Genomic DNA, 24,962 nt, shown 5'->3' with positions numbered 1-24,962 from the left:
ACGATCAAAATGAACGTCCTTGCAACAAGGGAGAGACCAGTGAAAGCAGACCGAACCATTGCGATTGATGTTTGTAATGCGGTTAAGCGTTACGGGGATTTTACCGCCTTGAAGACGATATCGTTGTCGATTTATGACAATGAGTTTTTCACGTTGTTGGGTCCGTCGGGGTGCGGGAAGACGACGTTGTTGCGAATGATTGCGGGATTTGAGGACGTCACCGAAGGGGAGATTTTCCTTTATGGCGACGAAATTGAAACCTTGCCTCCACATCAGCGGCCAGTGAATACGGTGTTCCAGAATTACGCGCTGTTCCCGCATATGACGATTTTGGACAACGTGGGTTTTGGCCTGGAAATGCGGGGCAAGTCCAAATCCGAAGCGCGCCAGCGGGCGGGCGAAATGCTTGAGCTGGTGCAACTTAGCCAATTTGCTGCTCGCAAGCCTTCACAGCTCTCAGGTGGACAGCAGCAACGTGTGGCGCTGGCGCGTGCGCTGGCGCCACAACCCAAGGTTCTGTTGCTGGATGAACCGCTGTCGGCGCTGGATCTCAAGCTGCGCAAGGCAATGCAGTTGGAGCTGAAGCATCTGCAGCGAGAGACAGGGATCACATTCATCTTTGTGACCCACGACCAGGAAGAGGCGCTGACCATGTCGGACCGCATTGCGGTGATGTCGGCCGGCGAGCTTCAGCAGTTGGGCGCTCCAACGGACATCTACGAACGACCCCGCAATATGTTCGTGGCCGATTTTATCGGTGAAACCAACCTGCTGGAGGTTTCGGTGGATCAGATCACCGATGGCCGCGCCATCTGTCACCTGGGCGGCGGGCATGAATTGACCTGTAATGCAGTGGAGGGCGTCGGTGCCGGATCCCGCGTGCATATGTCGATCCGCCCGGAGCGGCTGTACATGTCGGGCGAGCCGGAAAAGGACGGCAGCCTGCACGGTCGGGTCAAGGAAAACATCTTTGTCGGCACCGATATCTCGACCATCGTCGCGCTCGACGAGGGCCCGGATTTTATCGTGCGCACGTCGAATTCTGATCGCGGAAACAAGCGGATTTTTGAGCCAGGTGCCGACATGTTCGTCAATATGGAGCTGGGGGCGGCACGCCTCCTGGTGGACTGATGGCGGGCGGAGCGGCAAGCGGCGGCAGCGCACTCACCGATACCTATGCAGAGTCCCGCAACTGGCTGTTGATGCCGGCCTGGGTGGTTCTGTTGATCCTGTCCTTGGCCCCGGTTGCCATGATGCTGATCTATTCCTTTTTGACCAAGGAATTCCGCGGCGGGGTGATCTGGGAGTTTTCCCTAGCGGCCTATGATCAGTTCTTTTTTGACCGCGGGTTGTTCGGGGACGAGCCACCGGTGATCGAATGGACCTATATCCAGATCTTCTGGCGTTCGATCTGGCAGGCGGGTGCGGCAACGATCCTAAGCCTGGTGATCGGATTCCCGACCGCTTATTTCATCGCCACCCGACCGGAAAAAGTACGCCCGATGTGGGTGTTCCTGATCACCATCCCCTATTGGGTGAACCTGCTGATCCGCACAGTCAGCATGAAATTCTTGCTGCGTGATCAGGGGCCGCTGAATGATTTCCTGATCGGCATCGGGCTGATCGACAGCCCGATCCACATCGTGAACACCAATTTTGCGGTGCAGCTGGGCCTGTTTTATTCCTATCTGCCGTTCATGGTGCTGCCGATCTATGCGGCTGTGGAACGCTATAACTTCACGCTGTCCGAGGCAGCCGCCGATTTGTACGCCACCAAATGGGTGACCCTGCGGCGTATCCTGCTGCCTGCGGTCAAACCGGGGGTGATTGCGGGTTGTATTCTGGTGTTCGTGCCCTCCTTGGGCTCGTTCCTGGCGCCGGATCTGCTCGGGGGTGCCAAGAACTTCATGATCGGCTCGTTGATTGAGGAGCAATTCAAGGGCAACGCCGGGAACTGGCCGTTTGGCGCCGCGGCGTCAATGATCCTGCTGAGCATGGTTCTGATCCTGCTGATGCTCTTTTCCCGTCAACAGGCCAAGACTCAGGCGTCAGAAGGTTGAGGAGGGGTAAGACCATGGCAACCGCAAAATTCGACATCAAATCCTATGCCGGGTTCAAACCCATCACCCTGTTGTGCCTGGTGATCCTGTATGCGCCGCTGGTCGTGGTGACGATCTACAGTTTTAATGTGTCAAAATCGATCACTGTTTGGGAGGGCCTGAGCCTGCGCTGGTACGCCGATGTGTTCGTCGGCCCCGAAAGCGAAAAGTTCAAGCTGGCGGCGCGCAACAGCTTTGTCATTGCGATCATTGCGGCGACCGTGTCCACATCGATTGCCACCCTGGCGGCCACCGCCATGGTGCGTGGCGGCAGGTTCCGGCTGCGCACCCTGTCGTTCGGGCTGATAAGCCTGCCATTGATGGTGCCGGAAATCGTGACCGCGGTGGCGACGCTGATCTTTTTCAACGCCATCGGGTTTGATCGCGGGTTGTTGACCATCCTGCTGGCCCATATCGCGTTCTGTATCCCGTTTGCCTATCTGCCGATCTCGGCCCGGATGCAGGGGATCGAAGACAGTTTTGAACAGGCGGCGATGGATCTCTATGCCACCAAACGCCAGGCGTTTACCCGGATCCTTTTGCCTTTGATGATGCCCGGGATCATCTCGGGCTTTCTGCTGGCTTTTATCGTGTCCCTTGATGACTTCATCATCACCAACTTTGTCAAAGGTGCCGGGGTTGAAACCTTGCCCACGGCGATCTTTGGGTCGGTCAAACAGGGGTTGAAACCCAATATCATGGCGATTTCGACCATGCTGCTGAGCGTCTCGGTGGTGATGGTCACGATCTCTTACTTCGTCAGCAAATCCGACAACACCAAATAATACGAGAAGAAACCAACAGCCCAAAACCAACAGACAGGAGAGCCACATGAAACATCTACTGAAAACAACCGTCGCCGCTTCGGCCTTGGCCTTGACCGCAGGAGCCGCTTTTGCCGAAGGCAAGGTCGTCGTCTATCACTGGTTCGAATATATGCCCCAGGAGCTGGCCGACAAATTCACCGCCGAAACCGGCATCGAAGTGGTGATCGACACCTATGACAGCAACGAAGCCATGCTGGCCAGCCTCAAGGCCGGCGCCATCGGTACCTACGACGTGGCGGTGCCGGGCGATTACATGGTGTCGATCATGGCTGGCGAAGGCCTGCTGGACACCATCGGCGACGGCGAGCTGGCCAACAAAGGCAACATCGCGCCAGAGTGGGCCGATCCCAGCTTTGATCCGGGGCGGACACATTCGATCCCGTATCAGTGGGGTTCCACATCCTTTTCGGTCAACCGCGACGTCTATCAGGGCGACATCAACACCACCGACATCTTGTTCAATCCGCCTGCCGAACTCTCGGGCAAGATCAATATGCTGGACAGCCAGGGCGAGGTCATGGCCATGGCATCGCTGCATCTGGGTATTCCGCAATGTTCCTCGGATCGTGACCAGCTCAAAGCGCTGAATGACATGTTGGTCCAGGCCAAAGGTCACTGGGCATCGTTCAACTCGGACACCGCCAAGGAAGTGCTGGTCTCGGGTGATGCGGCGGTGGGGCAGATCTATGACGGGTTCGGTGCCAAGGCGCGCGAAGAGGGTGCGAATGTGGAATACGCCTTCCCGACCCAAGGGTATGTGGTGTGGATGGACAACGTCGTTCTGCTCAAGGACGCCCCGAACCGCGACAACGCGCTCAAGTTCATGGACTTTTTGCTAGAACCCGAAAACATTGCCGCAGTGTCGAACTATGCCCGTTATGGCGCGGGCGTCTCAGGCGTCGCCGACCATCTCGACCCGGCGTTGGCAACACTGCCTGAAGCAAACCCGCCCAAAACCGCAGGACCGGGCGTCTTCATCAAAGTTTGTGACCAACAAACACAGGCCGTGTACGACAAGATTTGGACAAATGTGAAGAAATAAGCGCTTCAGGTTTGACTGGAAATTCACCGCGTCCGGGCCATTGGGTCGGGCGCGGTTTTTTTCGACAGGCATTGATCGCCCTTTGGGTGTATGACAGGACAAATTGCCATTCGACGCATTCTGCGATAATTTGGCAAAACTTGGCAAATTCAAAGGGGCAGCGTCATGCTTCCATCCGAACGGCATGCGATCATTCTGCGGGAGATTTCAAAACAACCGGCGGTTTCGATCAGATCGTTGACCGAAGTATTGGGAGTGACCCGGGAAACTGTTCGCAAGGACATTGATCAGCTTTCCAGTGAAAACAAGCTGCACAAGGTTCGCGGTGGTGCCACGCGGATTCGCAACCAAGAACCAGAGATCGAAACGCGAGCTGCGACAAACCCCGAAGGGAAGTCCCGAATTGCGCAGTTTGTCCTGAGCCAGATTCCGGATGGTGCCAGCCTGATCATCGACAATGGATCGACAACTTTGGCGGTTGCCCGATTGCTAAGATATCACAGGCAGAACCTGACAGTTTATACCAACGATTTGTCTATTTCGTCCTTATTAGGCCCTGTTTCCAAGGAGATTACAGTTCTGGGTGGGCGACTGAATGTGGCAGAGAATGCAACGTTCGGCATCGAAACCATCGAACATCTGTCGCGGTATCGCGCCGAGTTTTCCCTGATTGCGGCTGGGGGATTAAGCGCGCGCGCCTTGCTCACGGATTTTTCGCGAGAGGCCGCTGATTTGCGGCATCGCATGATTGCGCAGGCCGAGCAGAGTTTCATTCTGGCTGACCATTCCAAATTCGGTGTTGTCGGCAAGATTGTCATGCGGCCTTTGCCGGATGGAGCATTGGTTGTGGTGGACGAAAAGCCGGACCCGGAAACCATAGATGCGATGGGCCGGGTCGGAATGGACTATCAATTGGCGTAACGCCAAAAAAAGAGAGATATTGCAAACTAATGCAAAGTCACTTTAGGGTGCGTGGAATGATTGTTTCCCACCTACGGAGTTTGACTATGGTCGACGGCAATATCCCGGAACAGGCACAATACGTCATCATTGGCGGGGGCATCGTCGGATGTTCGGTCGCTTATCACCTGGCCAAGATGGGGCATCGTGACGTGGTCCTGCTGGAGCAGGGTCAGCTGAGCTGTGGAACAACCTGGCACGCGGCTGGGTTGGTAGGACAGCTGCGCAGTCAGCCTGCCATGACCAACCTGATCCGATACTCCACTGAATTGTACGCGCAGCTCGAGGCCGAAACCGGATTGGCAACGGGATGGAATGAATGCGGTTCTGTAACTGTGGCACGCAGCGATGATCGCATGACTATGCTGTTGCGCACTGCGGCGGCGGCACGGGCTCAGGGCGTGGATGTGGAGGTTATTTCTCCGTCGCAGGCGCAGGAAAAATGGCCGGTGATGGAGGTGGACGATCTGAAGGGCGGGCTGTGGATGCCCGGAGACGGCAAGGCCAACCCGACGGATTTGACCCAATCGTTGGCTAGGGGCGCGCGGATGAATGGCGCGCGCATCATAGAGGGCGTGACTGTCACGGACATCCGGACGGACGGCGGGGCGGTGTCGGGCGTTGTGACCGATCAAGGCACCATTCGGGCAGAAGTGGTCGTGAACTGTGGTGGGCAATGGGCCCGCAGGCTGGGCCAGATGTGTGGCGTGAATGTTCCGCTGCATTCGGCCGAACACATGTACATTGTGACGGAACAGATCGACGGGGTCAGCCCGGATTTGCCGGTGTTGCGCGATCCCGATGGGTACATTTATTTCAAGGAAGAAACCGGAGGTCTGGTGTTGGGTGGGTTCGAACCCGAGGCCAAACCCTGGGCAATGGACGGCATCCCGGACAAGTTCTTCTTCCAGCTGTTGCCCGATGACTGGGACCAATTCGAAATCCTGTTGGAGAACGGTTTGATCCGTGTGCCTCAAATGGCCGACGCCGGGGTACGCAAATTCTACAATGGCCCCGAAAGCTTTACCCCGGACAATAATTATCTGTTGGGAGAAGCGCCGGAGGTAAAGAACTTCTTTGTCGGTGCCGGCTTTAATTCCATGGGAATAGCCAGCGCGGGAGGTGCGGGGCGGGCCCTGGCAGAATGGATCGTCAATGGGGCACCCACGTCCGATCTGTTTTCTGTCGACATCCGCCGGTTTGCGAACTTCAATAACAATCCGACCTGGTTACATGACCGGATCAAGGAAACCCTGGGGCTGCACTATGCCATGCCTTGGCCTAACCGGGAGCTGGATACCGCCCGGCCGTTCCGCAGATCTGCGTTGTATGGGCATCTGTCCTCAAAAAAGGCCGTGTTTGGCTCAAAGATGGGATGGGAGCGGGTCAATTGGTTTGCGCGAGATGGCGAAAATCCAAACGTGGAATACAGTTTTGGCCGTCAAAATTGGCATGACACGGTCGCAGCAGAGCATCGGAGCACACGCGAAGGTGTTTCGGTGTTCGATCAAAGCTCATTCGCAAAGCTTTTGGTCCAGGGACGCGATGCCTGTGTTCAGCTGAACCGGATCTGTGCGGCAAATGTGGATGTGGCTGTCGGTGGAACTGTCTACACGGGATTGTTGAATGAGCGCGGCGGGTATGAAAGCGATCTGACGGTTCTGCGAATCAAAGATCAGGAGTTTCTGTTGATCACCGGATCGGCACAAGCGGTGCATGACGCGGATTGGATAAGCAAGAATTTTGACACAGACGCCCATGTGTTCCTGACTGATGTGACCGCTGCCTGGTCGGTGCTCGCGGTTATGGGACCCAAATCGCGTGATGTGTTGCGAAAATTGTCCAAGGCAGATTTTTCAAACACGGCCTTCCCCTTTGGCACCGTCCAAGAGATTGATTTGGGATATGCGACTGTGCTTGCCAATCGCATGACATATGTTGGCGAATTAGGGTGGGAACTGATCGTTCCGGTCGAGTTCACCGTGGGGGTGTACGAAGACCTGATGGATGCGGGTGTCGAATTCGACCTTTGCGATGCCGGGTATTATGCGCTCGAAGGATTGCGGATCGAAAAGGGGTTTCGCGCCTGGAGCCGCGAGTTGACGCCCGACATTACACCGCTTCAGGCAGGTTTGAATTTCGCGGTGGACTATGAAAAACCGGGCGGTTTTATCGGGAAAAAGGCTCTAACACAGGCCAAATCGGATCCGGACCATCTGAATACACGGATTGTCCAATTGGTGTTGGAAGACAGGGACGCCCAGTTGTGGGGCGGTGAGTCCGTGTTGTGCAACGGAGTTGAGATAGGCGAGATTCGCTCGGCTGCATACGGACACACTGTGGGGTCCGCTGTCGCTTTGTGCCTGCTGCACGCACCTGAGCGTGTGACGGCCGCTTTTCTTTCGTCTCACAGGTTCGAAGTGGATCTGGCCGGGGTCAAACTGACAGCGTATGCATCTTTGCGTCCACCATATGATCCATCAAGCGAGCGCCCAAAGGTGGATGGGTAGCAGACCGGTCGAAAGTGCTGTTGCATGCGGCAACAACAGTGAAAACGGATCGTTTCGAACCCCGTCAACCCACAGGCGCACCCGTGTATTCCTGTCTGTTGAGGGCAAACCTGCCCCGCTTCGTAACGTTGCGGCCAAGGGTTGAAAACCGATCCCAATCGTATGGAAGCTGGGAAAAAATCTCTGGTCGGAAGCGACCGAACATGCGGCAATAACGTTTGGGGCGCGATCAAGGGAATCGATCTCTGGTTTGTACGCGTGGCTTTAGTATAGGCTTAGCTGATCAACTGGTAGGATTAATCGATTTTTCTTGTGGCAGGAAACTGCCAAACTGTTTTCAAAAATCCGACTGCAGCTCTGGTCGTTTGCAGTCGACAAAAATCAAGACCAACGGAGGAGAAATAAATGAAACTGACTGCAAAGAATTTTACGACTTTCCTGGCAGGTGCATTGTTTGCAACTGCGGCAGCGGCAGAAACCGAGTTGACCGTTTATACTGCGGTGGAGGCCGAAGACCTGGCCCGCTATGCTGAAACCTTTAATGCCAGCCATCCAGACATAAAGATCAATTGGGTGCGCGATTCTACGGGCATTATTACCGCCAAGCTGCTGGCCGAACGCGACAACCCACAGGCGGATGTTGTTTGGGGTCTGGCGGCGACGTCGTTGCTGTTGTTGAAATCCGAAGGGATGCTGGAAGGCTATGCGCCCGCTGGTGTGGACAAGCTGGACCCAAAGTTTGTCGATAACGACAACCCTCCGGCCTGGGTTGGCATGGACGCCTGGGTGGCCTCGGTTTGTTATAACACCGTCGAAGCAGAAAAGAATGGTTTGACCCCACCAACATCGTGGAAGGATCTGACCGACCCGATGTACGCGGGTCATTTGATCATGCCGAACCCGAACTCTTCCGGCACCGGTTTCCTGGATGTGTCCAGCTGGCTGCAAATGTTTGGTGAAGAAGGTGGCTGGGCCTATATGGACGGGCTGCATGAAAACATCGCGCGCTATACCCATTCAGGCTCTAAACCGTGCAAATTGGCCGCAGCTGGTGAAATTCCGATCGGCATTTCCTTTGCCTTCAGGGGTGCCAAGTCCAAGGCCGCTGGTGCACCTCTGGAGATCATCGTGCCGTCCGAAGGTGTTGGTTGGGACATGGAAGCCACTGCAATCGTTGCAGGGACTGCCAACCTCGAAGCCGCCCAGACTCTGGTAGATTTCACCGTGACCAAGGAAGCCAATGAGATGTACAACACCGGATACGCTGTTGTTGCTTACCCTGGCGTCGCCAAGCCGGTTGAACACTTCCCAGAAGGTCTGTTGGATGCAATGATCGACAATGACTTTGAATTCGCCGCCAACAACCGCGCAGCTATCCTCAAGGAATGGCAGAGCCGGTACGACGGTAAATCCGACCCCAAGAACTAAGTCTTGGAGGCGAAGGGCGCATCCGCGCCCTTCGCTTACAGCTTGCCCATGCTCTCCAACAGATTGAATCAAACGAACCCGGCCCTGCCGGCCCGTTTCGACGCGCGCACCGCGAAGACGTAAGGACCCGACCCTGTGAAACAAGCAAACGCTTCTGGCGACCTTTACCTAAGTATCGAGAACCTATGGAAAGCATTCGGTGATTTCCTGGCTCTCAAGGACATTTCCCTGGACATCAACGAAGGCGAGTTTGTCTGCTTTCTTGGCCCGTCGGGTTGTGGCAAGACCACATTGTTGCGGGCCATTGCCGGTCTGGATCTGCAGACCAAAGGCACGGTGATGCAAGATGGCAAGGACGTGTCGAACCTGCCCCCTTCGGAACGGGATTTTGGCATTGTGTTCCAGTCTTATGCCCTGTTCCCAAACCTGACTATTGAAAAGAACATCGCGTTCGGATTGGAAAATACCGGCCGCGGAAAATCGGAGATCGCGGTACGCGTCAGCGAGCTGTTGGAATTGGTGGGCCTGCCGGATCAGGGCCGCAAATACCCTGCACAGCTATCGGGTGGGCAACAACAGCGGATCGCTCTGGCCCGTGCGATTGCCACCAATCCCGGTCTTCTGCTGTTGGATGAACCTTTGTCTGCACTGGACGCCAAGGTGCGCGTGCATCTGCGGCATGAAATCAAAGAGTTGCAACGCAAATTGGGTGTAACCACAGTCATGGTGACCCACGATCAGGAAGAAGCGTTGGCAATGGCGGATCGGATCGTGGTGATGAACCATGGGGTGATCGAACAGGTCGGCTCTCCCACGGAAATATACCGCGAACCCGCCAATCTGTTCGTTGCAGATTTCATCGGTGAAATGAATCAGATTGAATCCATGGTGACCAAAGGCGGGCGCCTCAGTGTTGGGGAAAAAACCTTTGCGTGTCACGAACATGCATTCGGGGACGGGACGCCGGTTGTGGCGGCCATCCGTCCCGAAGACGTCATCCCGCACGAAGAGGGGTATGTCTCGGATGATCCGAACCGGAACTGCATTGATGTTTTGCTGCACGAAATGGAATTCCTGGGCTCGTTCTGGCGCTGCCGATTGCAGAATGAACGGTTTGGTCGATCTGAACTGATCGCGGATTTTTCGATCAATGCAATTCGACGTCTGGGATTGGAAGAAGGCAAACAGATGTCCATTGAACTGCCAATCGACCGCCTGATGGCGTTCGAGCGACCGGAGGCAAGCTGATGTCTGTACTGTCTAGCACGTCAAACAAGCTCCCCGAAGGACCGGTGGTCAAGGGCAAGCTGAGCCGCGATGACATCATGATGCGCGGGGGCATGATGGTGATCGCCCTTTATCTGGTCATCACCCTTGCCTTTCCATTGTATGCGATGCTGTCAAAATCGTTTTCGACCTACCGGATGGAACTGTCACAGTATGAATTTCAGGTCAGCGATGAAAATGGCGTGTTCGATGGTACGATCCTGACTGGCGCACAGCTGAACCGCGAAACGGGCGCTTACGAGGACTTGGAGCTTAGTACCGGATCGGACGGGCGGCTGCCTGTAACAAAATTCTTCCCGGATTTCAGCTTTCGCAGCCCAGTAATGTATATGGTGCGCAACAAAGCTGCTGGCGGGCGCTTTCTGGTTGGATCCAAGCTGCACAATGACCTGGAATGGGTGACACTGGATTCCAATACTTTCCGCAGGGTTCAATTGCGCCCGGTCAAGGCGACGGGCGTCGACAACTTTGTCAATTACTTCTCGACACCTGCGCTGTTCAACTCGATCAAGAACTCGCTGTGGATCGCGGTCATCAGCACGATTGTGACCGTGACGTTGGCATTCTGGTTTGCCTATTCGTTGAACCGAAGCTGTATGCGTTACAAAGGTGTGTTTCGATTGATTGCCATGGCCCCGATTCTGGTGCCGTCATTGTTGCCCGGGATCGCATTGGTGTATCTTTTCGGCAATCAGGGCATGATCAAGGAGCTGTTGTTTGGAGCCAGTATCTATGGCCCGATCGGGATCGTGATTGGATCGGTGTTCTTTACCTTCCCGCACGCGTTCATGATCATTTCAACGGCCTTGGCGATTTCGGATGCCCGGCTGTACGAAGCGGCCACCAGCCTACGCGCGTCACCTTGGCGGACCTTCTGGACCGTGACCATTCCCGGGGCGCGCTATGGTCTGATTTCTGCGGCGTTTGTGGTGTTCAATCTGGTGATCACCGATTTTGGCCTGCCCAAAGTGATCGGAGGCCAATTCAACGTGCTCGCGGTGGATATCTACAAACAGGTCATCGGTCAGCAGAATTTTGAAATGGGGGCTGTGGTGTCAGTGGTCTTGGTGGTTCCGGCGATCCTGGCCTTTGGCATCGACCGTCTGGTCCAGTCCAAGCAGGTGGCATTGTTGTCGGCGCGTTCGGTTCCGTATCAGCCGCAGCCCAATGAGCGTGTTGACCGCTTGTCTCTGGCCTATTGCACATTGGTCGCGGTGTTCATTGTCGGGATCCTGGCGGTCTGCCAATTCGCGGCGCTGATCAAATTCTGGCCCTATGACCTGAGTTTGAGCCTGAACAATTATCAGTTCGACAAGATGGATGGCGGTGGCTGGGGATCGTATTACAATTCGATCAAGCTGGGTCTTTTGACGGCCGTGGCTGGCACCGCGATTGTGTTCTTTGGGGCCTACCTGGTCGAAAAATCGAACGGGTTCAAGCTGGGCCGGGCGTTGTTTCAGATGTTTGCAATGCTGCCGATGGCTATCCCTGGAATGGTTCTTGGGCTCGCCTACATCTTTTTCTTCAACAACCCATCGAATCCGCTGAACGGGATCTATGGCACCATGGCAATCCTGGTGATCTGTTCGGTGACGCATTTTTATACGGTTTCCCACCTGACGGCAGTGACTGCGCTCAAACAGATGGATCGGGAATTTGAATCGGTGTCGGCGTCGCTGAAGCAACCCACAATGAAGCTTTTCACTCGGGTGACGGTACCGGTGTGTTTGCCCTCGGTTCTGGATATTTCGATCTATCTGTTCGTCAATGCGATGACGACGGTGTCTGCGGTTGTATTCCTGTATTCCCCCAAGACATCATTGGCGTCGATTGCGGTTCTGAACATGGATGACGCCGGGGACATCGCACCGGCGGCGGCGATGGGGATGATGATCTTTTACACCAACGCGGCGGCGCGGATCATACACCTTCTGGTGTCCAAGGGTGTTTTGACCCGAACCCAGGCCTGGCGCACCCGCTGAGGCGCGTTCTGGGAGAGACAACAGGCACGCCGACCTATCCGTCGGCGTGTTTTTCCTTTTCGGCCTGCGCGGTTCGAGCAAATTCCATGAATGCTCTAATAACCCGGACATCTCGTCGTTGCCCAAGGTGAACAATGGTTTCGCTCATCTGGATATTGGTATCGGACAGTTTGATTTGGGTCAGCCGGTCGTCCTTGACATATTCAGCCTGTGACACAAACCCGATCCCCGCACCGGATGCCACCACCTCGCGCACAGTTTCGCGTCCTTCTGCAACGATGGCAGGCAAAAGCGTGATGCCCTGGTTACGTGCCTCGTCTTCCAGCTTTTGACGCGTTTTAGAGCCTGTTTCGCGAAAAATGAGCGGCTGCCTTGCCAATTCGGCCAGCGAAAGGGATTGCTTTGATGGCAATAAAAACCCGCGGGCGGCAAATGCAATGATTTCCGAAGTTCCCAATTTCAAAGTATCCATGTCCTTGCCCGGGGACGGGCTGCCGATGATCCCGATTTCGGCATTGTAGGTGCGCAACGCTTCGAGGACTTCTTCTGTGTTTCCGGTTCGTAGAATAACAGTGATGTTCGGATATCGTTTTCGGAACTTTCCCAGGAAAAAGGTAATGTGGTAGGCAGAATCTGCGATGATCCGCAACTCTCCTGCGACGGCTGCGCTGGTAGATGACAGGTATTCGCCCATCTGCTGTTCGATTTCGAAATACTGTTTGGTCAGACGGAAAAGCGCTTCTCCCTCGTTGGTCAGCCGAACCCTTTTGCGTTCGCGAAAGAACAACAGGGTGTCGTGGTCCTGTTCCAATTTTTTGACCTGCTCCGATATCGCAGGTTGGGTCAGGTACAGCTTTTCCGCTGCTCGTGAAAACCCGCCCAACAAAGCAACATAGTGGAATGCAACCAATTGGCTGTGGCGCATGAATTGCTCCTGATTTTTGTATAGGCTGAACCTATGCAACGATTGTTAATTGCAATTTCACATATAGAAGATGTTGCTGCAATGGTGTTCTTGAAAGATCATATCGGAGATGAAAAATGACCGCTCCTGAAACCGGACTTGAACGGCCAAAACTGGGGGAACCCTATCTGCTGACACCTGGCCCTTTGACAACATCCTATGCGGTCAAAGAAGCCATGCTGCGTGATTGGGGCAGCTGGGACGAAGACTTTCGCGCCATGACGCGCGAACTGCGAACCAGCCTGTTGTCATTGTTGGGCGATGGGTCTGCCGACTTTGACTGTGTGCCGATGCAGGGCAGCGGGTCATTCTCTGTCGAAGCGATGCTGGCATCCTTTATTCCGCGTGATGGCAAGGCTTTGGTTTTGGCCAATGGTGCCTATGGGATGCGGTCGGCCCAGACGCTGGAATATCTCGGGCGGGCGCATGTGGTGTTGGACAAGGGGGATTACCTTCCCCCCCGCGGCGACGAGGTTGCGCAGATCCTGGCCGATGATCCGGACATCACCCATGTGGTCGCGATTCATTGCGAAACCAGTTCAGGTATTCTGAATCCGGTCGAGGAGATTTCCGAGGCCACCTATGCTGCAGGGCGCAAACTTCTGATCGACTCGATGTCGGCCTTTGGCGCGATCGAGTTGAAAGTCGAGGATATCCGCTATGAGGCCATGGTGTCGTCGGCCAACAAATGCATCGAAGGTGTTCCGGGGTTTGGTTTCATCATCGCCCGCAAGAGCGAACTGGAGGCGGCCAAGGGCAACAGTCATTCGCTGAGCCTGGATGTTCATGCGCAGTGGGCGCATATGAACAAGACCGGCCAGTGGCGGTTCACGCCACCGACTCATGTGGTTGCGGCCTTTCTGGTGGCGCTACGGGCCCACAAAGATGAAGGCGGCGTAGCCGGACGTGGGGCGCGCTATACCCGTAATCGCGATGTCATGGTCGATGGTATGCGCGAATTGGGATTTGAAGCCCTGCTCAAGGATCGCTGGTTGTCTCCGATCATTGTTACATTCTTTTGCCCGGACGATGCCAAATTCGTCTTTGACCGGTTCTATGAGTTGATGAAGGACAAGGGTTTCATCATCTACCCCGGCAAGCTGACGGTTGTGGACAGTTTCCGCGTTGGGTGTATCGGTCAGATGGACGAACACGTTATGCGGCAGGTCGTAGCCGCCGCCAAGGAAACGTTGGACGAGATGGGTGTGACCAGCGCCGCTCCTCCGGCCATTGCACTTCAAGAACGCGCCAAGCTGGCCGCCTGAGATCATAAGAGGAACTACTTTCATGACTATATCATCCCCTGTTGTAGCAAATGGTCGGGCCTATGATGTGCCCAAGGTTTGCGCGATTTCGATCTGCCTGGACGGCTGCGAACCCGAATACCTCGAAGTGGCGATTGCAAAAGGCCTGATGCCGAACCTTAAACGGATGCGGGCCGACGGCACCGATCGTTTGGCGCATTCGGTGATCCCGTCGTTTACCAACCCCAACAACCTGTCGATCGCAACCGGACGCCCACCAGTCGTACACGGGATTTGCGGCAATTATCTGATTGACCCGGACACTGGCGAAGAAGTCATGATGAACGATGTGCGGTTCTTGCGGGCCCCGACGCTGTTCTCCAAATTCTACGAAGCAGGTGCCCGGGTGGCGATGGTCACGGCCAAGGACAAGCTGCGCGCGTTGTTGGGCGCAGGTCTGAAGTTTGACGAAGACCGCGCCGTGGCGTTTTCATCAGAGCGTTCGGGCGAAACCACCAAGGCAGAACACGGCATCGACAATGCCAGTGAGTGGCTGGGTATGGAGGTTCCCGAAGTCTATTCCGCGGAGTTGAGCGAGTTTGTCTTTGCAGCGGGCGTCAAGCTGCTGCGAGATTTCAAACCGGACGTGATGTATCTGTCGACCACCGATTACATCCAGCACAAATTCGCCCCTGAACAGCAAGGCGCGTTGGACTTCTACGAAATGTTCGACCGCTATCTGGGTGAACTGGACGAATTGGGTGCGGCCATTGTGGTGACGGCTGACCACGGTATGAAGCCCAAGCATCTGGCCGATGGCAGCCCCGCGGTGATCTATGCGCAGGACTTGATGGATGACTGGCTGGGCGAAGGCGCGGCGCGGGTGATCCTGCCGATTACTGACCCTTATGTGGTGCACCACGGCGCGCTGGGCTCCTTTGCCACCTGCTATCTGCCCGAAGGGGCTGATCAGGCAGACATCATGGACCGTTTGCTGGCGATTGACGGGATCACTCATGTGTTGACCAACGCCCAGGCCGTGGCCCGGTTCGAACTGCCCAGCGACCGGATTGGAGACATCGTGATGGTGTCAGGCGAAAACATCTGCATCGGCACATCCGAACATCGTCACGATCTGGCGGCGCTCAAGGAACCGCTGCGCAGCCATGGCGGGCTCACCGAACAGGAAGTCCCGTTTATCTGCAATCGGGTTCTGCCCTTGCCAGAGCAACCGGTTCTGCGCAACTTTGATGCGTTCTTTTACGCCACCCAGGCGGCGGCCCTCTGATGAAAGACCAGCCCATGACACAAAACGAAATCCGCAACGAAGGTATGCGCATCGGCGGCGAGATCGTCTTTACCGACGCTGTCGTCCCGGTGAAATACCCCTATACGGACGAGGTGATCGGCACCGTACCTGCGGGTACGGCCGAACACGCGCGTAAGGCGTTTGAAATCGCGGCCAATTACAAATCCAAACTGTCGCGCTATGAGCGATCACAGATCCTGCAGCGTGCAGGTGAGCTGATCGGCGAAAAACGCGAATACCTGGCCAAATGGCTGACGCTGGAACTGGGCATTTGCCACCAGCATGCGATTTATGAAACCAAGCGCGCTCAGGATGTTTACCAGTTCGCCGCCGCCCAGGCGTTGAACGACGATGGTGAGATTTTTTCCTGCGACCTGACCCACAACGGCAAAGAGCGCAAAATCTTTACCAAGCGCGAACCGGTCAAGGCGATCTCAGCGATTACCCCGTTCAACCATCCGCTGAACATGGTCAGCCACAAGATCGCCCCGTCGATTGCCACCAACAATTGCATGGTCTGCAAGCCGACCGAGTTGACGCCGCTGACGGCGCTGGCGCTGGCCGATATCCTCTACGAAGCAGGCCTGCCGCCCGAGATGTTCCAGGTGGTCACCGGTTGGCCCCAGGACATTGGCGAAGAGATGATCGTCAATGAAAATATTGATATCATCACCTTTACCGGTGGTGTGCCGGTGGGCAAGCTGATCGCCGAAAAGGCGTCTTATACCCGACAGGCGCTGGAGCTGGGCGGCAATGACCCGCTGATCATCTGCAACGACCTGAGTGACACAGATCTGGACAAGGCGGCGACCATTGCCGTGGCCGGGGCGACCGGAAATTCGGGTCAGCGGTGTACCGCGATCAAACGGATTTTGGTGCAGGAAAGCGTGGCCGAAAAATTCGTGCCCCTGGTGCTGGAAAAGGCCAAGAAAATCAAATTTGGCGACCCGCAGGACCCGGAAACCGAACTGGGCTGTGTGATCCATGCCCAGGCAGCAGAGCTGTTCGAAAAGCGGGTCTATATGGCCGAAGAAGAAGGTGCCGAGATCTTGTACCACCCTGGCCGCCAGGGCGCATTGCTGCCACCGATCGTGGTCGACAAGGTGCCCCACGGCAGCGAATTGGTTATGGAAGAAACCTTTGGCCCGATTATTCCAATCGTGCGGGTGCCCGACGATGACGCCGCGGTCATGGAGATCTCGAACTCAACTGCATTCGGTCTGTCATCCGGTGTCTGCACCAATGATCTGAACCGGGCGATTTCCTATATCAATGGTTTGGATGTGGGCACCTGCAACATCTGGGAACAACCCGGATACCGCATCGAAACCTCTCCCTTTGGAGGTATCAAGGACAGCGGAAACGCAGTGAAAGAAGGCGTAACAGAAGCCATGAAGTTCTTCACAAACGTCAAAACTTACTCGCTTCCCTGGCCCAAATAATCATTTCCAAGTTCTCCCTGGCGGCCCATTTGGGCCGCCCTTTTTTCAGCGAGGCCCCATGTCCAGCAAGATCGTTCACACCGAAGGAGAGTCCAACACGTCCGATGCGCGGAGGACCTGGCTAAAGAAATCCATCGGGCCCCGGTCTGAGCCGCTGTTGAGACGGGATTCATCGGCATTTTTGCATCAAAGCCTGTCCAGCCCCTGTGTCAGTACCATTGCCAAGGCAGACGGCATCTGGATTGAGGACATGGATGGGCGCCGGTTCATGGATTTCCATGGGAACTCTGTGCATCACATTGGCTATGGGCATCCGAAACTGGTGGCAGCCATCAAAGCGCAATTGGATGATCTGCCATTTGCTCCGCGCCGGTTTACCAATGACCCAGCGGTCGAACTGGCAGAAAAGCTTGCACAGATTGCGCCGGGGGATTTGGGCAAGGTCTTGTTTACCACCGGCGGGTCGGACGCCAATGAGGTCGCTCTGAAAATAGCCCGTGCTGCGACGGGCCGGTTCAAGACGATTTCCTTCTGGGATTCCTTTCACGGTGCTGGCATGGGCGCGGCCAGCGTCGGCGGCGAAGCAACGTTCCGCAGCCATATTGCCGGACCATTGTTGCCGGGAACCGAGCATGTTGCGCCTTTTGCCTGCTATCGGTGCCCCTATAATCACGCCGGTCCGGATACGTGTGGATTGGCCTGCGCCAAGATGGTGGATTTTGTGCTGGAGCGCGAGGGCGACGTGGCCGCCGTTATCGCAGAGCCAATGCGCGCGGTTCCCTATGTGCCGCCTCCGGGGTTCTGGAAGGCCGTGCGCGAAGCCTGTAATCGGCGTGGTGCTTTGCTGATCATGGACGAGATCCCGACCGGGTTGGGCAAGACGGGTCGGATGTTCGCATTTGAGCATGATGAAATTATTCCGGACATCGTGACGCTGGGCAAGTCATTGGGCGGGGGCATCTTGCCGATCGCTGCCTGTGTGGCGCGGGCTGACCTGGATGTGTGTGGTGATTTCGCCATTGGGCATTACACCCACGAAAAGAATCCGGTGACATCGCGGGCGGCATTGACCACGATCCAGATCATCGAAGAAGAAGGTTTGGTCGAACGCTCGGCCGAGTTGGGCCAATATGCGATGGATCAGCTTCAGAACCGGCTGGGTGATGTCGAGATCGTTGGTGACATTCGCGGTCGTGGTCTGATGTTCGGTGTCGAAATTGTTGAAGATCGGGCCGACAAGACCCCCGGGAATGCGCGGGCAGAACAGATATATTATGCCTGTCTCGACGCTGGTTTGAGTTTCAAGATCAGCCAAGGGTGTGTGTTGACGTTGTCTCCGCCATTAACCATCTCGCGTGCTGATTTGGATCGGGCACTGGAGATTGTGGTGACTGCAATAAAAGCTGCTGCATGACGGTTTGGTTTGGGTTGGTCGTTCTGTCGGCCGCCTTTCTCCATGCCTTGTGGAATGCCATTGTCAAAGGTGCGGGAGATCGGGTGATCACCCTAGGCATGATTGCCTTGGGGCATGTGGTTTGGAGCCTGGTTTTCATTGGCTTTGTCCCCGCACCGAATATGGCCGCTATCCCGTATATGGTGGCGTCCATTCTGATCCACTGGGTCTATTTCTTTATGTTGAACATCGGGTACCGGATGGGGGATCTGAGCCTGATCTATCCGGTCGCACGCGGTTTTGCGCCGGTTATGGTGGCGCTCGGGGCACAGGGCATCGTGGGAGAGAAATTGCCGATCCAAGCGTGGATCGGAATCCTGTGCGTGTCCTTGGGAATTATGCTTTTGGCGCGCGGTGCGTTTCAATCGGCCCTGTCCAAGAATGCGGTTTTTGCAGCCTTGGGGATTGGCGGAACCGTGGTGATCTATACGTTGGTGGACGGGGTAGGTGTCCGGCTGTCGGGCAATGCGTTAAGTTATATCACATGGTTGTTTCTGTCCAAGATCCTGATCGTCTTGTTCCTGTTCCCGACCCGGATTGACCGACTGCGGGCCGAACCGGCCAAGGCGCTGTTTCTTGGATTCATGGGCGGCATTGTGTCGGGAACCGCATATGCGCTGGTTCTGTATGCCAAGACGCTGGCTCCGCTGGGGCTTGTATCTGCGTTGCGGGAAACGTCAGTGATCTTTGCTGCGTTGATCGGAGTGATGTGGTTTGACGAGGGGCCCCGGAGCACACGATTGTTTGCCGCGATGGTCGTTGGAGCCGGCATAATCCTGATTGCTTTGGGAAAATGAAACTGTGGTTTACCGACTTGTGAACGTGACGCCCGAGGTCTGGGCGCGCAACCTTGGGTCCGTTGATGTAATCTGAACGTCGCGCCCCTCCAGAACCTCCAAACAGCGTTCCAGCGTTTCGTCTTCCAGCCGTTGCATCGCCTGTTCGGTGTAGAACGTCAGATGCGGGGATAGGATCACATCGGGGTGGTCAAACAGTGCGCTCATCGGGTGGCCACGGCGTGTCAGAGGTTCCTGGCTGAATACATCCAATCCCGCGCCTGCAATCCAACCTTGTGTGATCGCCTGAACCAGCGCGGTTTCGTCCACGATGGCACCGCGTGACACATTGATCAGAAATGCGGTTTCCTTCATCGTCCGCAGTTCGGCCGCACCGATCAGCCCGTGGGTTTCATCATTCAGGACACTATGGATGGTGACAAAATCGCATTGCGCCAGAAAATCGTGCAAATTCTCTATCTTTTCAATGCCCTGCTTTCGCATCTCGTCGTCAGAGGAATGCGGGCTGTAGGCGATGACCCGGGCCCGGAACCCAGCTCCGGCCATGCGCGCCATGCTGCGTCCGATTTTGCCCAACCCGATAATTCCCACCGTCTTTCCAGCGATGTCGGTTCCTAGCCAAGTCGGCTCGGGCCAGGCCCAACCCGATTTGGTCATGTGGGTGTTTAAACGGGTCAGCTTCTTGGCCAGCGCGATCATCAGTGCAAATGCACCTTCGGCCACCGTTTCCTCGGCGTATTCCGGGATGTTGACCACAGAGACGCCGTTGTCGATGGCGGCGGGGATGTCGATGGCGTCTATCCCGACACCGTATTTCACGATCCCTTTCAGCCGCGGCGCATTTTCGATCACCCGCCGTGTAATCGGCGTATAACACATCAGAACCAGGTCGGCATCGGTGCAGGCCGCGATCAAATCATCTTCGGGTACCCCGTCTGGCAACAACACAAGCTCATGCCCGGCCGCTGTCAATGCTGTGTCCAATCGGGGCGTTTGCAATTCGCGGTCGGTCCGGACGATTTTCATCTCGGTTCCCTTTTTTGCAGTTCAGGGAAACTATCCGCGACCGCCCGCGATCAGGCAAAGTTGTTTTACCGATAGGTTGATAAGTTTTGCCGCACTTAGGTGCCCGCTTCGAAACCCGGACCAACCTGCTCAGGCACCTCTTCGACTTTGGGTGGGCTATACAGCGCTTCGAGTCGCTGTCTGCGTTCCTGTGAGTTTAACTGTTCGGCACGCTGCGCCAGGCTCCAACGAACACCAAAGGGATCGACCAGAACGGCCGTTAAATCCCCCCACCAGGCCGGGGTGATGGGCGAAACAACCACTGCGCCGTTGTTGATTGCCTTTTCAAACACCTCTTCGATATCGTTTAGATAATGGTGCAGGGTCACGTGGCCTGGTTCGCCATAAGGCAGGGCCGTGTCATCCAGGTTCAGAACAACCGTGGTGCCGGAAACTTTGATCGTTGCATAGATGGCGGTTTCAGAACCGGGGATGGTTAGGCATTCGATCAGATCAGCGCCCAGAGTGTCGGCATAAAAAGCAACAGCATCCGAGATGTTTGGAACCGCAATCGAAGCGGTGATGGCGTTGAACCCTTTGGGTTTGGTTGGGATTTTGGCGTGAGATGAAGTCATGTGCTTTCCTTTCACATCAAGTTTTGGAATGGGGTTCTTTCAACCGGTCTTCTGATCGGTTGCGGGCATCGCGGCTGGCAGGGCAGCGATTGCCGTTTTCCCTGCCCTCCGGGCGGGCTTTTGCAGCGGCCCGAGAGAATTTAGATAGCCGCGGTCAAACCCGGGCTGGTAGGGGGGGAATTCGACGGTGTTGTCGCGAAAGCTTTTCAACGGCTGACCCATGTTCAGGATACCATTGCGGCGTTGATGGCGAACCAGTTCGAAGTCCACTTCGATGGGGATCATTTCCTCTTGAACGTTGCCGCGATGCAGGATTTGGCCAGCCGGATCGATGACCATGGAATAGCCGTTTCCGCCTGCCAGCAAACCGTTGATGTGGAAAATATAGGACTGGAACATCGCCGCGGAACCCTGGGCAATCGCTAGGTCGGCCGGACGATCGACAAAGCTGGCCAATACGGGGTTGATAATGACCTCGGCCCCCATGGAAGTCAGGGTCCGGGTCACTTCGGGGAACCACAGGTCATAACAGATCGAAACACCAAAACGGCCCACGTCCGGGACATCAAAGACGCAGAATTCGCGACCTGGGGTGACACCTTTTTCATAGGGTGTGAAAGGGAACATCTTGCGATAGCGGGTGACCACCTCGCCTTCGGGGTTGAAGACCGGGGTGGTGTTATAGATCGCGCCGTCCAGCTCTTCAAAATATGACCCGGGGATCAGCCATGTGTCATAATGGCGGGCCATCTCGGCAAATTCACGTTCATAACTTCCGCCTTTCGGCTGGGAAGCATGCAGTGCCGGACCGTGCGCGGCCAGTTCAGAAAATACGACCATTTCGACCCATGGGTACAAATGAAACAGGATTTCCATCCGCTGGCGCATCTCTTCGATATTGCGATGGGTGGTAATGTGCATCTGGATACCGGCGATGGCGAAACGGGACATTAGCTATCCTCCTGAAGAATGTCGGTGGTGTTGGGGAGCAGGTTCCACCAGTCATGGTCCTGCCCAAAATGGTTGCGCCGCCAGAACGCGGCCAGGCGGACCTGTTCCGGGCCGCTATGCGCCGGGTGGGTGGCTTTGACAAAGGCGTCGTACCAATCGGGGTGCCATGCTGGTGGGGTATAGGTGGGTGTTGCGGGTGCGCGGGACCCGCTGTCGAAATAGGCGATAGGCTGTTTGTGAGAGCCGACCTGATCCATCGTACGAACAACTGTTGTTCCATCGCTCCAGCTCAGTTGGACCTCGCGCTGCAAGGGGCGGTAGGCGGCGGTGTAGACGGTGCCGAACCCCTGACGGTAATTTGTGCTGAACACGGGTTTTTGACGGAACGTCTGGTGCAGAGTGCAGGCGTTCGCGGCTGTATCTTCTAGCAGCCGTTCCAGATGTTGCGCCCGTCCCAACGTGTTCGAGATCCGCCCATGCCGAGGCCATTCCACGCCCAGTTGGTGGTTGGTTGCCCAAGGTTGTTGGCGAACCATTGTTGGCCGGTCGGGAGCGACCATTACGGTTGACCAATCCCCCGAGGCATCAATCAGCGTGATGTTATAAGACATATGCGCGGGGACAGCCCGCAAGAGGTCGACTGCGTCCTGGGTATCACGGCACATCTGAAGCAAATAGCGCATGATCAACGGAATACCGAACCCTTTGCCCACGTTGATCCGCCCACCAAAGGTCAGCGACGCTGTCAGCCCGTGTTCGTTCATTCCGTCAGCCAGCCCCGCCATGGCCTCGACCATGCCCATGACCCGCGTGCCGCGCCAGGAAGTAGTCAGCAGTGTCGCTTCATTCAGCGCAGGATCCAGATCATAATTGCGGATCAGAAAGGGACCTTTGTCATCCACAATTACCGCCTGCGAACAGTTCACCAGATAGCGCGGTGGGCACCAGAACGTGAGAAACCTTTGCAGGGACTCGTCTGGGTTGGCTGCCTGATTGAGCTCTTCCACGAGGGGTTCGAATTCGGGCATGAACCGACGCAGGGCACGATGTGCTTCTGTGATGGGCAGGTCATTTCCACCGCGCGACGTAAACCATTCGCGCCAACCTGGCCACCCGTGTGCAATGACACGCCGCCACGCATCGTCCGGTGCCTGTTCGCATAAGCACCGGAACGTCAATTGGGCATGGGCGGCATTCACATCCAACCCAGATGTGTTCGGTTCTAGAACCATTTCCCTGCCGTCATGTCGGTTGGCAGCGAAACATGCGTGTGGGGAGAGAGCGGAACACTTTTGAATTCGCCCTTGATCGCCTTGTTCCACCTCTTGGCACGATCCAGCAGTTCGCGATCGTCCGACTGCATCCGGCCACGAGCCAGCAGGCACCCCAGATCGGCACCGTGATAACAGTATTCGCCAACCCCATAGACGCGCAGATAAAACGCCTCGTTCTCATTGCCCAGAGCGTTGATATTGTGACCAGGGCGCAGAAATTCGATGTCGCCATCGTCGCCCATTTGCCAGATACCTGATTGCGGTGCCTTTGTGATCAGTTCGACCTTATCGTCGGTTTGTTTCAGGATCAGCTGGGTCCAGTGGTCATAGTGATTCCAGCGCGACTGGATCTCTTGGATGTCAACGTCGTACTCGACGTCCATGAACTCCAGCAGGTGGAGCAGGAACAAGGGGCAACCGCCATAGGTCGAGGTGATCAGGTTTGTTGGCGGAGAGGCACCGCTGATACGCGGGTTCAGCTCGCCCAGATAGACCTCGTTGGTGTCTGTATCCAGCAAGAAGTCGATGCAGAACACGCCCTTGTATCCTTCCTGGTACAGGCGATCTCCGAACTTGCGCGCCATGTCGCGCACCTTGTCCGGGATGCCGTCAGGCAGAATGCTGGGCGAAATGTCATTTCCACACCAACCGCCCTTGTACGGAGTGATTTCTTCGAACCCGGTGATGTCCGTCATGACAGGACCAACCAGCGATCCGTGTCGTGTGGCACAGCCTTCGATGGTGCCGGGCAGATGGTTCAACCGCTTCATGATTTTCAACGACTGGCCTATGATCTTGTTGGCGTATTTGTCCCAATCGTCTGTGGATTTGATGAAAAAAGTGGTGCGGCCACTGTCTCCATAAGGCGTCTGAACAACCAGATCCCGTCCCAATCCGGCGCGTTCGGCCAGTTTGACCAGATCGCCATAGGTATTGGCTTCGCCCATGATGTTGGGCGCGCTGGGCACTCCGGCCTCGTTGCCCAGGCGGGTGGTTTCGATTTTGCTGTCCAGTCGGTTGCGCAGGTCGTTTGAAGGCAAACCGATGGTCAGGCCGACCTCTTCGCAAAGCTCTTCGGTCTTGTCATCGAACTGTACGAACAGCGCCATCCCAGGACTCTGGGATTTAACGTGCGCTCGGAACTCTGGGTGATCGATCAGATAGTTGCCCACGTCCTCCATCGACCTGAAATCCTGAGGCTCGGTCTGAGTGGGGAGGAATGTACGCGGGTGACGCCCGTCAAAAATATCAAAGTAATTTACATACTCCAGCCCACCAACCCACTGGTCCAATCCCAGCAGGTTAAAGGGTGTCGGCATGATCACATAGATTGGCGTTTCATTGCGGCGCAAGAAACGAAAAATCTCGGTCAGCCCGCGAAGGGGCGGTTTCTGGGAACTCATATGGGCGCTACTCCTTCTAAGCGCGGTGACGGGAGGTTGACCCATGGGCAACTTCGATTCGGTCTTGCGCACAATCTTATAAAGTAAAGATGCTCTAAATAGCGATGCAAATTCGCTCATAATATTGAGTGCGTCACTTTGCCATTTTTTGAAGCCCATATTTGCCATATCTTTGAAAAGATACCATAAAAATTTGAAATCATCGTGTGACACAATCGATTTTGCCGAGAATTCGTCAAATATACAAGAACTTTAGTCGTAAATTATTGCGCAAATATGACTGAATCATGTAGGTGATTCGCCATGCTGATGGATGCTTGCGCAAAAAATTGATCGCACGTCCGTCTGCT

At 55.7% G+C, this 24,962-nt stretch carries 20 protein-coding genes; 14 read left to right on the top strand and 6 right to left on the bottom strand.

All coding sequences use genetic code 11. The features are described from left to right. Nucleotides 1-39: 39 nt before the first annotated feature. The 9 genes from QEZ52_RS01045 (at nucleotide 40) to QEZ52_RS01005 (ending at nucleotide 12,135) form a co-directional block, all read left to right on the top strand. Complete coding sequence (locus QEZ52_RS01045) at nucleotides 40-1,131, top strand: ABC transporter ATP-binding protein (RefSeq protein WP_406647165.1); 1,092 nt, start codon at nucleotides 40-42, stop codon at nucleotides 1,129-1,131. After that, nucleotides 1,131-2,060: an ABC transporter permease gene (locus QEZ52_RS01040; RefSeq protein WP_406647163.1), complete on the top strand. Its 930-nt coding sequence runs from the start codon at nucleotides 1,131-1,133 to the stop codon at nucleotides 2,058-2,060. Before QEZ52_RS01045 ends, QEZ52_RS01040 begins: the two co-directional genes overlap by 1 nt. Nucleotides 2,061-2,074: 14 nt before the next feature. After that, a complete protein-coding gene (locus tag QEZ52_RS01035; RefSeq protein ID WP_406647160.1) occupies nucleotides 2,075-2,884 on the top strand; it encodes an ABC transporter permease in 810 nt (269 codons plus the stop codon). Between the two features lie 46 nt (nucleotides 2,885-2,930). Next, nucleotides 2,931-3,968, top strand: a complete 1,038-nt coding sequence (locus QEZ52_RS01030; protein ID WP_406647158.1) for an extracellular solute-binding protein — start codon at nucleotides 2,931-2,933, stop codon at nucleotides 3,966-3,968. Between the two features lie 165 nt (nucleotides 3,969-4,133). Continuing rightward, the gene (locus QEZ52_RS01025; protein ID WP_406647156.1) at nucleotides 4,134-4,889 is read left to right on the top strand and encodes a DeoR/GlpR family DNA-binding transcription regulator; all 756 of its coding nucleotides are present in this window, start codon (nucleotides 4,134-4,136) and stop codon (nucleotides 4,887-4,889) included. An 86-nt stretch (nucleotides 4,890-4,975) separates the two neighbouring features. After that, nucleotides 4,976-7,438, top strand: coding sequence for an FAD-dependent oxidoreductase (locus QEZ52_RS01020; RefSeq protein WP_406647154.1), 2,463 nt, complete (start codon nucleotides 4,976-4,978; stop codon nucleotides 7,436-7,438). A 405-nt stretch (nucleotides 7,439-7,843) separates the two neighbouring features. After that, nucleotides 7,844-8,866, top strand: a complete 1,023-nt coding sequence (locus tag QEZ52_RS01015) for a putative 2-aminoethylphosphonate ABC transporter substrate-binding protein (RefSeq protein ID WP_406647152.1) — start codon at nucleotides 7,844-7,846, stop codon at nucleotides 8,864-8,866. A 135-nt stretch (nucleotides 8,867-9,001) separates the two neighbouring features. Next, complete coding sequence (locus QEZ52_RS01010; protein WP_406647150.1) at nucleotides 9,002-10,114, top strand: putative 2-aminoethylphosphonate ABC transporter ATP-binding protein; 1,113 nt, start codon at nucleotides 9,002-9,004, stop codon at nucleotides 10,112-10,114. Further along, the gene (locus tag QEZ52_RS01005; protein WP_406647148.1) at nucleotides 10,114-12,135 is read left to right on the top strand and encodes a putative 2-aminoethylphosphonate ABC transporter permease subunit; all 2,022 of its coding nucleotides are present in this window, start codon (nucleotides 10,114-10,116) and stop codon (nucleotides 12,133-12,135) included. The genes QEZ52_RS01010 and QEZ52_RS01005 overlap by 1 nt, the downstream gene beginning before the upstream one ends. 34 nt (nucleotides 12,136-12,169) lie before the next feature. Here QEZ52_RS01005 and QEZ52_RS01000 read toward each other — a convergent pair whose 3' ends face one another. Further along, on the bottom strand, nucleotides 12,170-13,060 hold the full coding sequence (locus QEZ52_RS01000) for a LysR substrate-binding domain-containing protein (protein WP_406647146.1): 891 nt from the start codon (nucleotides 13,058-13,060) through the stop codon (nucleotides 12,170-12,172). 116 nt (nucleotides 13,061-13,176) lie between these two features. On the opposite strand from QEZ52_RS01000, the gene QEZ52_RS00995 reads away from it, so the two are divergent. From QEZ52_RS00995 to QEZ52_RS00975, 5 genes are read left to right on the top strand one after another with little or no spacing between them, the layout of a single operon-like run. Continuing rightward, entirely contained in the window at nucleotides 13,177-14,364 is a 1,188-nt protein-coding gene (locus QEZ52_RS00995; RefSeq protein WP_406647143.1) for a 2-aminoethylphosphonate--pyruvate transaminase, read from the top strand. 22 nt (nucleotides 14,365-14,386) lie between these two features. Continuing rightward, nucleotides 14,387-15,631: a phosphonoacetate hydrolase gene (phnA, locus tag QEZ52_RS00990; protein WP_406647141.1), complete on the top strand. Its 1,245-nt coding sequence runs from the start codon at nucleotides 14,387-14,389 to the stop codon at nucleotides 15,629-15,631. A gap of 14 nt (nucleotides 15,632-15,645) precedes the next feature. Continuing rightward, nucleotides 15,646-17,094 carry a phosphonoacetaldehyde dehydrogenase gene (gene phnY, locus QEZ52_RS00985; RefSeq protein ID WP_406647139.1) on the top strand — a complete coding sequence of 483 codons (1,449 nt, stop codon included), beginning with the start codon at nucleotides 15,646-15,648 and terminating at the stop codon, nucleotides 17,092-17,094. A gap of 58 nt (nucleotides 17,095-17,152) precedes the next feature. Beyond that, nucleotides 17,153-18,508: an aspartate aminotransferase family protein gene (locus tag QEZ52_RS00980; RefSeq protein WP_406647137.1), complete on the top strand. Its 1,356-nt coding sequence runs from the start codon at nucleotides 17,153-17,155 to the stop codon at nucleotides 18,506-18,508. Then, nucleotides 18,505-19,344, top strand: a complete 840-nt coding sequence (locus QEZ52_RS00975; protein WP_406647135.1) for an EamA family transporter — start codon at nucleotides 18,505-18,507, stop codon at nucleotides 19,342-19,344. Before QEZ52_RS00980 ends, QEZ52_RS00975 begins: the two co-directional genes overlap by 4 nt. A 9-nt stretch (nucleotides 19,345-19,353) precedes the next feature. On the opposite strand, the gene QEZ52_RS00970 is transcribed toward QEZ52_RS00975, so the two are convergent. The 5 genes from QEZ52_RS00970 to QEZ52_RS00950 all read right to left on the bottom strand — a co-directional run bounded on the left by QEZ52_RS00970 (nucleotide 19,354) and on the right by QEZ52_RS00950 (nucleotide 24,612). After that, nucleotides 19,354-20,370 (bottom strand): C-terminal binding protein, encoded by a 1,017-nt coding sequence (locus tag QEZ52_RS00970; protein WP_406647133.1) that lies wholly within the window; start codon nucleotides 20,368-20,370, stop codon nucleotides 19,354-19,356. A gap of 95 nt (nucleotides 20,371-20,465) precedes the next feature. Continuing rightward, nucleotides 20,466-20,984 carry a glyoxalase/bleomycin resistance/extradiol dioxygenase family protein gene (locus QEZ52_RS00965; RefSeq protein ID WP_406647131.1) on the bottom strand — a complete coding sequence of 173 codons (519 nt, stop codon included), beginning with the start codon at nucleotides 20,982-20,984 and terminating at the stop codon, nucleotides 20,466-20,468. Nucleotides 20,985-21,023: 39 nt separating this feature from the next. Next, nucleotides 21,024-21,935 carry a carbon-nitrogen hydrolase family protein gene (locus tag QEZ52_RS00960; RefSeq protein ID WP_406647128.1) on the bottom strand — a complete coding sequence of 304 codons (912 nt, stop codon included), beginning with the start codon at nucleotides 21,933-21,935 and terminating at the stop codon, nucleotides 21,024-21,026. Then, a complete protein-coding gene (locus QEZ52_RS00955) occupies nucleotides 21,935-23,167 on the bottom strand; it encodes a C45 family autoproteolytic acyltransferase/hydolase (protein ID WP_406647126.1) in 1,233 nt (410 codons plus the stop codon). The genes QEZ52_RS00960 and QEZ52_RS00955 overlap by 1 nt, the downstream gene beginning before the upstream one ends. Next, nucleotides 23,158-24,612, bottom strand: coding sequence for a biotin carboxylase (locus tag QEZ52_RS00950; protein WP_406647123.1), 1,455 nt, complete (start codon nucleotides 24,610-24,612; stop codon nucleotides 23,158-23,160). Before QEZ52_RS00950 ends, QEZ52_RS00955 begins: the two co-directional genes overlap by 10 nt. Between the last annotated feature and the right edge of the window lie 350 nt (nucleotides 24,613-24,962).

The organism is Aliisedimentitalea scapharcae (assembly GCF_045277565.1).
Taxonomy (GTDB): domain Bacteria; phylum Pseudomonadota; class Alphaproteobacteria; order Rhodobacterales; family Rhodobacteraceae; genus Aliisedimentitalea; species Aliisedimentitalea scapharcae.
This window is presented reverse-complemented; position numbering and strand designations above follow the sequence as displayed.